Source organism: Psychrobacillus sp. FSL K6-2365, assembly GCF_038003165.1.
Lineage (GTDB): Bacteria > Bacillota > Bacilli > Bacillales_A > Planococcaceae > Psychrobacillus > Psychrobacillus psychrodurans.
In genome coordinates, this window is record NZ_JBBOOO010000001.1 from 2624285 (window position 1) to 2636487 (window position 12203).

Annotated in this window: 16 protein-coding genes; 2 read left to right on the forward strand and 14 right to left on the reverse strand. The window is 35.7% G+C overall.

Translation table 11 applies throughout. The features are described 5' to 3' along the window. Window positions 1–232 precede the first annotated feature (232 nt). From MKY29_RS13085 to MKY29_RS13125, 9 genes are read right to left on the reverse strand one after another with little or no spacing between them, the layout of a single operon-like run. Entirely contained in the window at window positions 233–967 is a 735-nt protein-coding gene (locus tag MKY29_RS13085) for a class I SAM-dependent DNA methyltransferase (protein WP_241596540.1), read from the reverse strand. Further along, complete coding sequence (gene rsfS, locus MKY29_RS13090; RefSeq protein WP_090563876.1) at window positions 967–1320, reverse strand: ribosome silencing factor; 354 nt, start codon at window positions 1318–1320, stop codon at window positions 967–969. The genes MKY29_RS13085 and rsfS overlap by 1 nt, the downstream gene beginning before the upstream one ends. Continuing rightward, the gene (gene yqeK / locus MKY29_RS13095) at window positions 1317–1892 is read right to left on the reverse strand and encodes a bis(5'-nucleosyl)-tetraphosphatase (symmetrical) YqeK (protein WP_093496132.1); all 576 of its coding nucleotides are present in this window, start codon (window positions 1890–1892) and stop codon (window positions 1317–1319) included. The genes rsfS and yqeK overlap by 4 nt, the downstream gene beginning before the upstream one ends. Next, a complete protein-coding gene (locus MKY29_RS13100; RefSeq protein ID WP_241596545.1) occupies window positions 1882–2454 on the reverse strand; it encodes a nicotinate-nucleotide adenylyltransferase in 573 nt (190 codons plus the stop codon). Before MKY29_RS13100 ends, yqeK begins: the two co-directional genes overlap by 11 nt. Further along, complete coding sequence (gene yhbY / locus MKY29_RS13105; protein ID WP_090563882.1) at window positions 2451–2756, reverse strand: ribosome assembly RNA-binding protein YhbY; 306 nt, start codon at window positions 2754–2756, stop codon at window positions 2451–2453. Before yhbY ends, MKY29_RS13100 begins: the two co-directional genes overlap by 4 nt. Continuing rightward, window positions 2743–3573, reverse strand: coding sequence for a shikimate dehydrogenase (gene aroE, locus MKY29_RS13110; protein WP_241596548.1), 831 nt, complete (start codon window positions 3571–3573; stop codon window positions 2743–2745). The genes yhbY and aroE overlap by 14 nt, the downstream gene beginning before the upstream one ends. A 10-nt stretch (window positions 3574–3583) precedes the next feature. After that, complete coding sequence (gene yqeH, locus MKY29_RS13115; RefSeq protein WP_093496135.1) at window positions 3584–4687, reverse strand: ribosome biogenesis GTPase YqeH; 1104 nt, start codon at window positions 4685–4687, stop codon at window positions 3584–3586. Further along, entirely contained in the window at window positions 4684–5205 is a 522-nt protein-coding gene (locus tag MKY29_RS13120) for a YqeG family HAD IIIA-type phosphatase (RefSeq protein WP_090563888.1), read from the reverse strand. The genes yqeH and MKY29_RS13120 overlap by 4 nt, the downstream gene beginning before the upstream one ends. 38 nt (window positions 5206–5243) lie before the next feature. Next, window positions 5244–6026 carry a phosphatidylserine decarboxylase gene (locus tag MKY29_RS13125; RefSeq protein WP_093496136.1) on the reverse strand — a complete coding sequence of 261 codons (783 nt, stop codon included), beginning with the start codon at window positions 6024–6026 and terminating at the stop codon, window positions 5244–5246. A gap of 91 nt (window positions 6027–6117) precedes the next feature. Between MKY29_RS13125 and pssA the strand changes: the two genes are divergently transcribed. Both pssA and sigK read left to right on the forward strand, forming a co-directional pair. Next, window positions 6118–6657 carry a CDP-diacylglycerol--serine O-phosphatidyltransferase gene (gene pssA / locus MKY29_RS13130; protein ID WP_090563892.1) on the forward strand — a complete coding sequence of 180 codons (540 nt, stop codon included), beginning with the start codon at window positions 6118–6120 and terminating at the stop codon, window positions 6655–6657. Window positions 6658–6880: 223 nt separating this feature from the next. Further along, window positions 6881–7609 (forward strand): RNA polymerase sporulation sigma factor SigK, encoded by a 729-nt coding sequence (sigK, locus tag MKY29_RS13135; RefSeq protein WP_090564485.1) that lies wholly within the window; start codon window positions 6881–6883, stop codon window positions 7607–7609. A 196-nt stretch (window positions 7610–7805) separates the two neighbouring features. Here the strand turns inward: sigK and mtnN are convergent, their stop codons facing one another. The 5 genes from mtnN to MKY29_RS13160 all read right to left on the reverse strand — a co-directional run bounded on the left by mtnN (window position 7806) and on the right by MKY29_RS13160 (window position 12137). Further along, window positions 7806–8498, reverse strand: a complete 693-nt coding sequence (gene mtnN / locus MKY29_RS13140) for a 5'-methylthioadenosine/S-adenosylhomocysteine nucleosidase (protein ID WP_241596552.1) — start codon at window positions 8496–8498, stop codon at window positions 7806–7808. Window positions 8499–8591: 93 nt separating this feature from the next. Then, window positions 8592–9278 (reverse strand): YrrS family protein, encoded by a 687-nt coding sequence (locus MKY29_RS13145; protein WP_340880041.1) that lies wholly within the window; start codon window positions 9276–9278, stop codon window positions 8592–8594. 361 nt (window positions 9279–9639) lie between these two features. Further along, window positions 9640–10113 carry a transcription elongation factor GreA gene (gene greA / locus MKY29_RS13150; protein ID WP_093496139.1) on the reverse strand — a complete coding sequence of 158 codons (474 nt, stop codon included), beginning with the start codon at window positions 10111–10113 and terminating at the stop codon, window positions 9640–9642. A gap of 111 nt (window positions 10114–10224) precedes the next feature. Then, on the reverse strand, window positions 10225–10863 hold the full coding sequence (gene udk / locus MKY29_RS13155; protein WP_090563900.1) for a uridine kinase: 639 nt from the start codon (window positions 10861–10863) through the stop codon (window positions 10225–10227). Beyond that, complete coding sequence (locus MKY29_RS13160; protein ID WP_241596560.1) at window positions 10863–12137, reverse strand: peptidase U32 family protein; 1275 nt, start codon at window positions 12135–12137, stop codon at window positions 10863–10865. Before MKY29_RS13160 ends, udk begins: the two co-directional genes overlap by 1 nt. Between the last annotated feature and the right edge of the window lie 66 nt (window positions 12138–12203).

Consider the following 12203-nt stretch of genomic DNA (forward strand, 5'->3'; position numbering starts at 1 on the left):
AACTAAAGAAATTGCATTTTCAAGAGTTTCCTCTACAAAAACACCTACAAGTATCTTAGAGTAGCAAGACGACTAAAAAAGATGCTTGTTGGTTGTGACAGTCGTCACACTAACAAGCATCCCTAAAAATTCACTCGATATAAATATAGCAAAATGTATGTCCACACATCTTCTAAACGATAGAAACAGGTTTGGACCCTAGATGATTGATACGTCTCTCACCCAGTATACCTTATTTTACAGCATGGATAAACCATCTATCCACTTCTCCTATAGGCTTTCCAAAAATATCATCACGGACATTCACGGAAGAAAAGCCTACTGTTTCTAGAAGAGTCTTGAATGTTTCCACAGAATACGTACGTTGGTAATGGGATTCTTCAAATCGTTCATAATAACCTGATTCATCACGTACAAAAAAAGTTATATCGTGGTAAATTGAATGATTTTCTTCACCTGGTTCTGTATGCCAAATATAAGCAACTTCCTCATCTTCATACGTAAAAGGTCCATTTGGGTATATAACATCCATCTTATAAAGAGAATGGACATCAAAAAATAACTGTCCACTTGGATTTAAAGCTTCAAACAAGCGTTTGAATGTCTGCTCTACTTCTTCTAACGTCTCTAGATAGTTTATAGAATCTATAGCAATAACCGCTACATCTACCTCATTTACACCTTCAAGTTCTGCCATTGATTGACATATAAAAGAAATATTCGTTCCATTTTCAAAGCTTCGATTTTGAGCTACTGTAAGCATAGAATCGGATAAATCTACACCTGTTACCTCATACCCCGCTTTTGCAAAATGGTTGCTAAGAACTCCTGTACCACAGCCAATATCGACTAGTTTTTTTGATGTAGTCACAGGTGCATACTGTTGTACCCATTCCGCATATTTGTTATATGGTATGTCTGACATTAATGAATCATAAATATAAGCAAATTGTTCATACGTGGACATTAAGCATCTAGCCCAACTTGAATCATTGGTGCGTCTCCCCAAAGTCTCTCTAAATTATAATAAGCACGCTCATCCTTATGGAATACATGTGCTACGACGTCACCCATATCAACTAAAATCCATCTTGCTTCATCAAAACCTTCTAATCTTTTCACATTAAAACCTGCTTTGAAGGCTTGGTCCTCTAGTTCTTTTGCAATTGCTTGAACCTGGCGATCCGAGTTTGCATGGCAGATTAAAAAGTAATCAGCAAGTAATGAAACCCCCTGCATATTTAATACTACAATATCCTCTGCTCTTTTATCGTCCGCTGCTTTATAAGCGATTTCTACTAATGAATTTGAAGATGTCATTCTTTCACTGTTCCTCTCTGTTGTATCATATCATTGTAACAATGAAATGAATCCGGAAATACCGGTTGTTTTTTTTCTATTAAAAATGAAATACTATGCCTTATACAACTTGTCATTGCATCTTCTAAATCGACCTTTGCTTTTTCACGTAAAAGTTCGACTCCTGAAAATTTCCGACTAGGCTCTATCATATCAGAAACATAAATGATCTTTTCAAGTTTCGACATGCCAGCCCGCCCCGTTGTATGAAACTCGATAGCTTGCAAAATATCCTGATCCGAGATTTGAAATTCTGTTCTCGCTACATAACTACCAACAGGAGCATGCCATAATTCATGATTAAAATTTAATAATAATGGATTCATTTTTTCTGAAACAATTATGGATCTTAGCCATTCTTGATTGGCATACTTTACACTGTCATGCAAAATTCCCGCAATCTCTGCTTTTTCAAAATCTTCTCCATACATTTTAGCCAGTGTAATAGCTGTTTCAGCTACACCTTTTGTATGTATAAATCGCTTTTCGGGCATCCGATTTTTCATCTGCGCAAGTAAATGTTCATGTTTCATATAGCTTCTCCTTTCGGATAAAGTCCCGAACACCATCACTAATAAGAAACTGAGTAGTTTCTCCATTTGTTATTCGATTTCGAATGGTAGTAGAAGATAAATCGATTTGAGGTATATCTAAAGTTACTATAGGATATGCAGTTTTGAGCAATTTATTTGGTCTAGGAACTCCTACTAAATGCACATTTTGTATAAGTTCTTCGATTCTATACCACTTAGGTAGATCTTCTACCTGATCTCCACCGATAATAAAGTAAAAATCAGTTAGCGGTTCACGTTTTCTAAGTAGCTCCATCGTATCAAAAGTGTAAGAAGTTCCTCCCTGCTCAATTTCAATCTTTTCTATTTTCAACATGGGAATCTCTCTTATAGATATTTCCACCATAGTCAGTCGTTGTGCAGCTGTAACTCTATTTTTTATTTCTTTATGAGGAGGGTTAGCATTTGGCATTAAACGCACTTCGTCTAATTTCAACGCATGTAGTACTTCATTTGCAATTATCAAATGACCAATATGCGGCGGGTTAAAAGTCCCACCTAAAATCCCTACTTTTTTTCTCATGCACGACTCGCTTTTGGAAGCTCGATTCGTTTATTATTTTTAGACGGTTTGTACAGTACTACTGTTAAACCGATTAGTTGCACTAACTCTGATCTCGTACCTTTTGCAAGGGCCTCTGCAACTTCATGCTTATCGTCTTCACAATTTTGTAAAATACTAATTTTGATTAATTCTCGAACTTCAAGTGCTTCTCCGATTTGTTTAATCATCGCATCATTTACTCCACCTTTACCGACTTGGAAAATCGGAGATAGATTGTGTGCTTGACTACGTAAAAATCTTTTTTGTTTACCTGTTAACATAATTTCCTCCTAATTGATCTATCAATTGTTGGATCATCCCATCAGTATCGGGATTAACTCCATTCCAATATGAAAAGGCTAGTGCGCCTTGATGTACAAGCATCCCTAGACCATTAATTGTTCGAACATTGTATTTCTTCGCTTCCTCTATTAAAGGGGTGACTAAAGGATTATATACGATATCTGCAACAATTGCATTCTCTTTTAACTGATGTAACTGAATTGGCAATGATGCATCGCTATTTTTCATACCTAATGGCGTTGTTTGGACGATGACATCAAACTTGATTAATGTATTTTCAGCTACCTCAAGAGTAACTGCCTGTCCTGCCTTTAGTTCCTCCACTAATACTCTTGCCTTTTCTACTGTTCTATTCGCTATTGTCAGATGCGTAAAACCTTGTGTTTTGAGAGCATGAGCTATACCACGTGCAGCTCCTCCTGCACCAATTATCAATATGTTGTATTCAGGTAAAATACGGCCAAGGGAGTTGATAAAACCCAATCCATCGGTATTATACCCAACATATTTGTTGTCCAATGTTTTTACAACTGTATTTACTGCTCCAATTCCTTTTGCAGAATCGTCCACTTCATCAAGATAAGGAATAATCGCTTCTTTAAAAGGAACAGTCACATTCCAGCCACTGCATCCTAGAAGTTTTAACGATTCTACTGCTTGCTCAAGATGATCTAGTTCAACATGTATAGGGATATAAGTTGCATCAACATTCAATTGTTTTAACCATGTCTCGTGCATTTCAGGTGATAAGGAATGGGATATTGGATTTCCTATCACAGCAAACCATTTTTTCAATATATCCCTCCTATATTAACGATGGACGAATTGAAATTTCTACACCCGCTGGAGCATGAGCTGCTACAATTACTCCTCCACGCTGTACAGTAATCCACCCTAATCCAGAAAATACGATATCTGTTTTATCATCTTTAATTTTAAATTCATGACGAACTAAAGGTGGTAATAGATCCGCAAACTCTTCGCTAGGTGGAGATAATAATTTACCTTTATGTTCTTTATATAAATTATCCGCATTCTCTAATTTTGTGCGATGAATTGGAATATCATTTGCTATATGACAAGTAAAAGCTGCACGTTCACCTTTAATAAAGTCAAAACGAGATAAACCACCAAGATATAATGTTTGTTCACTATTTAACTGAAATACTTTCGGTTTAATTTCTTTTTTTGGTGTAATATATTTCAATTCCGTTGGATCTAAATAATGCGCCATTTGATGGTGATTAATAATCCCAGGAGTGTCAAATAATGATTTTTTATCGTCTAATGGAATTTCAATCATATCTAATGTAGTACCAGGGAAATGTGAAGTAGTAATAATCGCATCTTCTCCAGTTGCTTGTTTAATAATACGGTTAATAAATGTGGACTTTCCAACATTTGTACAACCAACGACATAAACGTTTTCGCCTTTTCTATAATGCTCAATTGCTTCCATCGCTTCTGGCATGCCTGTCCCTTTATGTGCACTAACAAATAATACGTCTATTGGAGACAAACCAAGTTTTTTAGCTTCTTGCTTCATCCAATTAATGACTTTATTTTTTTTCACTGATTTTGGTAGTAAGTCTGCTTTATTAGCAATCAACAAAATAGGGTTGTTGCCGACAAAACGATGCAAACCAGGTAACCAACTACCATTAAAATCAAAGATATCAACTATTTTAACGATTAACCCTTTTTGCGTGCCTAAGCTATTTAAAATTCGTAGAAAATCATCATCTGTCAATGAAACTGGTTGTAATTCATTGTAATTCTTCAAGCGGAAACAACGCTGACATATAATATCTTCTTTTTCTAAAGAGGAAATTGGCGCATAACCTGGCTCTCCAACTTTTTCTGTTTGTATTGTTGTACCACAACCGATACATTTTGGTGCTTCTGTCACGCTTCTTCCTCCCATGTAACTTGTCCTTTTTTGTCCAAGTAACTAAAAATTCTTCGTTCCACCATACGATTAAATTTGGTCACAAATCCATCTGATTTTGCAACTGGAATGACTAAAATCGTATGAAGTTTTAATCTGTTACCGCCAAATACATCGGTTAATAGCTGATCACCAATCACTACTACTTCTTCCCGTTTTACTGACATAATGCTTAAAGCTTGGAGAAATGCTTTTCCAAGTGGTTTACGCGCTTTAAATATGAATGGAATTCCAAGAGGGTCTGCAAAGGATTTAACTCGTAGTTCATTGTTATTAGAAACAATGGTTACTTGGATCCCAGCAGCTTTAATACTTGCAAACCACTCGATTAATTTAGGGGTAGCATCTGGTCGATCCCATTCAACTAATGTGTTATCTAAATCTGTAATAATTGCCTTAATCCCTTTATCTTTTAGCAATTCAGGTGTTATATGATAGACACTTCTTACAAATTCACTAGGTATAAAATTTGAATACAAAGACGAACACTCCAATTCGAGGCATTTTCTATTTATGATTATAGCATATTTGCTACATTCTCACCCATTCGGACAAATTTACCAGGGTGAACTTCACTTGAGAACTCCACACTATCCGCTTCGAATAGCATGACGACAGTCGATCCAAAGGAGAAATACCCGACCTCTTCCCCTTTATTCCATACAGTAGAATTATTCGTAAGCTCAATCGAATTTACAAACATCGCTCCTACTTTTATATGTATACATTTTTTTTCATTTGGCATTTCTAGTTCCGTAAGCATTCGGTAGTTACCACTTATTGTTTGTTTTCCAAATTGAAGACCCCATTTATTGACTGGATACGATTTTTCACCAAGAATATATTGTTGGAGTACTTTCCCATCAACTGGGGAATGGATTCGATGATATTCTGCTGGACTTAAATATAAAACAATATATTTTCCATTTTGAAAGGATGAAGCTATTTTTTCTGAACCTAGCATATCCTGTAAAGTGTAGGTTTTCTGTTTTACATAAAAGAGTCCATCCTCTGTAATATCCCCAAAAGTTTCTATTGTAGCATCGACAGGGCTTATAATGCTAGTAGTTCCCTTATCAATCGGACGGCTATCCTCTTTAACCTTTCGAACAAAAAAGTCATGTAAAGTAGGAAAATCATTGCTTTTTTGTATAGTATCTTGAGTTGATATATTAAAATATTTTATATAAGAGGGAATCATATGTTTGCTTATTTTGGACTGTGTAAAGCTTCGGATTAGTGACGATGACCATTTTCCATTGGTTAATTCAATCATGGTTTGATATAATCTTTCTCTCATTTTTTAGCTCCCTAGAAAAAATTAAACTTACTATTTTTACTTAATCGAAGTATAATGAACAAATATGTTATTTGTAAAGGAGTGATTTGCAATGTTTTTACTAAATGCGATGTATCAAACAGTAAAAAAATTGAAATCACATGCGGCGAATATGGTCACCATTGGCAACCTTGCATTTGGTGGTGCAGCCATCATGGCAACGATGAATGAAAATTACACGTTCAGTGTATTATTTATATTTATAGCTGGCCTTTTAGACAGATTTGATGGAATTGTAGCAAGAAAATTTCACCTTGAATCCGAATTAGGCAAACAACTAGATTCCATGAGCGATATTATTTCATTCGGGATAGCTCCTGCATTACTGATGTATTCATTGGTACTACAAGAGTTTAGTGTTACTGGAATGATTATAACTGTCATCTATATAGCATGTGGTGCTTTCAGGCTTGCACGATTTAATATATCTGAACCGAATGGTTTTTTTACAGGTCTACCAATTACTGTTGCTGGTGTGATTTTAACCCTGTCTTATTTTGCGATAGAATATATACCATCTGTTTCGTATATGTTTTTGTTCATAATTCTCGCATTGCTAATGATCAGTACATTTACACTAAGAAAAGTTTAATGACAGAATGCTCAAGCGCTTATGTTAGCCCTGACAACGTTCTTCTGCGCCCGAAATTCTGGAGCGACTCGAAGAGCTAGGCGCTGGAGCTAGACAGCAAATGACTTAAAAAGTGTATACGTGTTAAATTTAAAGAAAGCGGCTGCGAATTTGCGGTCGCTTTTTTCATATTTCGCCAGCTTTCGACATACATTAGACTAACAACTAGATGGAGGTGAACCTCATTACAGGTATAATGACTGCCTTTATAAGCATCTTTGTAGAATTCCCTCTCGTGCTTGGTTATTTGAAAGGCCAGGCATTTCATCAACCCTTCAGTCCGGAAGAAGAAAAAGTCATGATAGATCGTTTTTTAGGAGGCGATTTATCTGCTCGCGACGAACTAATTGAACGAAATATGCGATTGGTTGCTCATGTTGTAAAGAAATTCCACCCAAAACATGAACTATTAGATGATTATATCTCTATCGGTACAATTGGTCTGATGAAGGCTGTCAACAGCTATACCCCGACGAAGAAAACTAAACTAGCCACTTATGCTGCCAGATGCATTGAAAATGAAATATTAATGTATTTACGATCATTAAAGAAGGTACAAAAAGATGTTTCACTACATGAGCCAATTGGTATGGATAAGGATGGTCACTCTTTAGAGATTACAGACCTGCTTCCAGGTATCGATAAAAGCACAGATGAACAGCTAGTAGAGGAAGAGGATACAAATAACTTATATAGACATTTGTCACAACTTGAAAGCAGAGAACTCGAAATTATCATCCGAAGATATGGATTACTTGGTCATGAACCAATGACTCAAAAAGATATTTCTAAGCAACTAAAAATATCTAGAAGTTACGTTTCTCGGATTGAAAAACGCGCATTAGTAAAACTGTATCAATCCTATATACATGAAAAAAACTCTTTTGATGTATCAAACACCAAAAGAGCTTAGGTAGGATCAATCTTCACTTGTCTCTGCGATCATGATAAATGCTAAAACCGCTGTAACTAAAACTGACATCGCCATTAAAAATAACATTGGATCTCCCCCTCTAACATTGAAAGCGCTTGATGACATTATCATAGCACATAATAGGAGAATTATTAATATGTGTCAAACTACTCAGTATGGCAATTTAATGACAAACCTATAGTTTTTCAATTACATTTAAGACTACTTGTGTTGAATGTTTTGCAGCAATTGGCAAAAACTCATCGAAACTGATAGAAGACTCTTTACCAGCAATATCAGAAAGTGCTCGGATTACAACAAAAGGAACCTCAAATTGATGGCAGACTTGTGCTACTGCAGCTGCTTCCATTTCACAAGCTTTCATTTGTGGAAAATGAATACGTACCTGTTCTACTTTTGCAGGATCATGCATAAAGATATCACCCGTAGCGATTAAACCAGTTGCAGCTTGGTGTTCGCCAATTTCAAGTACAGCATCCTCTGCTAATTTCATTAATTGCTCGTCTGCTTTAAATGATGCTGGGAGCTGTGGTACTTGACCAATTTCATAGCCAAAAGCGGTTACATCCACATCATGGTATCTTACTTCATGTGAAATTACGATGGCCCCAACTTCTAGATTTGGATCATAGCCACCTGCTGAACCAGTGTTAATGACATAATCTGGTTTGTATTCACTTAATAATATGGAAGTGGTCATTGCTGCATTCACTTTCCCAATTCCACTTTTCAATAAAACAATTTCATGATTCTTGTATGTCCCACTTGTAAATTCACTGTTTGCGATTGTCTTTGTTTCAGGATTTTCTATTTCTTTTCTCAGAAGCTCTACTTCTTCTTCCATTGCACCAATGACTGCTATTTTCATTGTTTATTGCCCCTCTCTAAAATGCACTTCTTTAAAAATAAGGAAAAAAGCTTCTTAAGTCAAGAAGCTTTTTTTTTACATATATTCAGAGCTCTATTCTAATGTTTTAAGTATTTCTTTTTTAGTTGGTTTCCAGCCTTCACCATCGATCCATTCTAGGGAGATACGATAAATTTCACTTCCATCCTTTGAAGTGACAGTTCCAATGGATTTTTGCGGGCTTCCACCATTACCGATAAACTTTACATACATATTGGACGTATCTAAATTAGCAGCATACGCTAATGCCTTAACTTTTTCATCCCAGTCAACAGATGAATTGTCGTAACTAGAAACATGATTTCCTGATTGCTCAGTCCCTACAGGCTGCCATCCTGAATCTATTACAACAGAATCGACATTGGTTTCGTCTGATGGTTCTGTAGTTACAGTACCACCCTCAGTTTCTTCCGTTTCAGTGCTTTCATTCTCTTCTGTTTCTGATGTTGTTTCTTCACTTGACGAAGTAGAATCAGTGGAGCCAGTACTATTCCCCACTACTTCTTCAGATTCTTTGTCTTTCTCTTGCTCTTTCGATTCATTCTCAGTATTTTCTTCTTGTTCATTTTTTATGTTAGTTGTAGCACTTTCTTTCTCGTCATCACCTGTAACAAGATTTACAGTCACTATGATGATAAGGAGAATTACTATTCCTATAAGTATATTTAAAATGTTATTCTTTTTTCTCTTATGATTTCGTTGATCCAAACGCGTGTCAAATTTCGTATTCTTTTCTGGCATGTAAATTCCTCCTTCAATATAAGAGAATATACTACAAATAGACGACAATGATAGGGTTTTGTTTCAACAATCTCAAAAATAGTTCGATTGATAGTCATCATCAAATCTCGGTAGACCATTTTTACACAAATGCTTGACCAGTATTTTAGGTATATGATTCTATTCATTCTTTTCTATTAAGGAACATGAACATGCCGTTATTTCCACTCCGAGCGGACGCTTTCTGTGGAAAGCGTCCACCTGAAACGGAAATCTTTAATGTTATTTATTCGTTCTTTTACCTTAAACACACTGTATACGGTACAATATTATATATTTCTTTTCAAAAAAAGAGGTAAACGGTTTCGTTTACCTCTTCGCTTTAAGATATAGTTTTTATTTCTACGTCCATCTCTCCACCTGGAGTTAGGATTTTCACTCGATCTCCTGTAGATTTGCCAATCAATCCTTTTGCAATTGGAGAATCATTCGAGATAAGACCTTCTATTGGATCTGCTTCTGCAGAACCTACGATTGTGTAAGTTTCTTCATCACCATCTGGAATCTCTACAAATGTTACAGTTTTACCAAGTGTAACAGTGTCGTTATTTCCTTCTCCTTCGATGATTACTGCATTGCGAATCATTGACTCTAAGGTTGAGATTCTACCTTCTACAAACGCTTGGTCTTCTTTAGCTGAATCATACTCAGAGTTTTCTGATAAATCACCAAAACTTCTTGCAATTTTAATACGCTCTACTACCTCTTTACGTTTTACCGTTATTAAATGCGTTAATTCATCTTGTAACTTTTGTTTACCAGCAACGGTCATTGGATATTGTTTCTCTGTTGACACTCCCATACACTCCTTTAAATACACACTTAAAACTCTATCATGGATTATTCATATGCATCTAATCACAATGTTATGAATATCATGAAATTATTGTCAATCTCAATCATCATATTATACAATAACATCCGTTTCAAGAATAGTTTTTATTTTTGTTACCATTAAATCGATAGCTACTTCATTTTGGCCACCTTCTGGAATGATTACATCTGCATATCTTTTAGTTGGCTCAATGAACTGATTGTGCATTGGACGAACTACATTAAGGTATTGATCCACAACTGAGTCTACTGTACGTCCTCTTTCGTTAATATCACGTAATATACGACGAATAATACGTAAATCTGCATCTGTGTCCACGAATAATTTGATATTCATCATATTTCGAAGACGCTCATCTTCTAATACTAGAATACCCTCTAAAATAATTACATCTTTAGGCTCTATCTTAATCGTTTCTGAAGAGCGAGTATGTTTTGCATAATCGTATACAGGCTTTTCAATTGCCTTATTGTCTAACAAATTGTGAATATGTTCAAGTAATAAGTCATTATCAAAAGCTAGTGGATGATCATAATTTGTATTAAGTCTTTCCTCAAACTTCAAATGACTTTGATCTTTATAATAAAAATCTTGTTGTATTACTACTACTGAATGATCCTTAAATACTTCACTTATTGCGTTCGTTACACTCGTTTTACCTGATCCTGATCCACCTGTGATCCCAATGATAAGAGGAGTTTTCTTCGTCATTATTTCATCCCTTTTCTCATCATATTATTTGGATATAATTTTTCCTGACATTTAAATTGGACAACTTGTAATGGATGTCTCGCCGCATCCAACACTTGTCCTTTTTCGTCTAAAATTTCTTTTATAACTACTTCAACGTTTTCTATTTCTGGGCCAAAAAACTCTACTATGTCTCCTGGCTTAAAATAATTTCGTTGTTGTAGTGTAACTATCTGTGTTTCTTCGTTATACTCTAACACAAGTCCCACAAAATCGTACCCTAATTTTTTATCATGGACTCCGTACATTTGTTGTTCAAAGCTCGGTTCATCCTCAAAAAATGCTGTGTCCGCTTCACGATTTGCACATTTTTCCAGTTCTTCTATCCAGCTAAGCTGCATTTGAAAGTTTTCAGGATCTGCACAATATGCATCAATCACTTTACGGTAAACACTTACAACTGTAGCTATATAGTGTATTGACTTCATACGTCCTTCCACTTTTAAAGAGTCGATTCCTAGTTCTATCAAACGCGGTATTGATTCCAATAATTTTAAATCTTTTGGACTCATGGCAAATGGAACATCATTATCTGTGAATAATGCCTGTTCTAGCCCATCATTTTGCTCATACAAATCATAATCCCAGCGACAAGACTGACAGCATCCTCCTCTATTCGAGTCACGAGCAGTCATATGATTGGATAGTGTACATCTTCCACTGTAAGCTATACACATTGCCCCATGGATAAATGTTTCAATTTCAATATCAACTTTCTCTTTCATCAGTTGAATCTCGTCACCACTAGTTTCTCGAGCAAGTACAACACGATCAAGCCCTTCTTCTTTCCAATATTGAACCGCTTTCCAATTGGATAAGGATTGTTGTGTGCTCAAGTGAAGCTCTAGTTTGGGTGCTACAGTTCGACATGTCTCAATTATTAATGGATCTGCAACAATAATACCAGTTACACCAGCTGCTTCAACTGCTTGTAGGTACTCTTCTAATCCATCCATATTTTCATTATGGGCGAATATATTAGTAGTCACATACACTTTAGCTCCGTATCGTTTTGCAAATTCTACTCCTTCCCGCATTTCATCTATTGAAAAGTTTCCCGCATTTGATCGAAGGCCAAATTCTCTTCCACCTATAAAAACGGCATCTGCTCCATAATGCACAGCAATTTTTAACTTTTCTAAACTTCCAGCAGGCGCTAATAACTCAGGTTTTTTCGTAATAACTCGTTTACCATCAATTAGCTCACTTATTTTATCTATTTTAGTATTAAGCAAATAAACCTACCCTTTCCTAACTGATTAATACCATTTAAACTTTCAGTTATATGTTATTAATTTCAT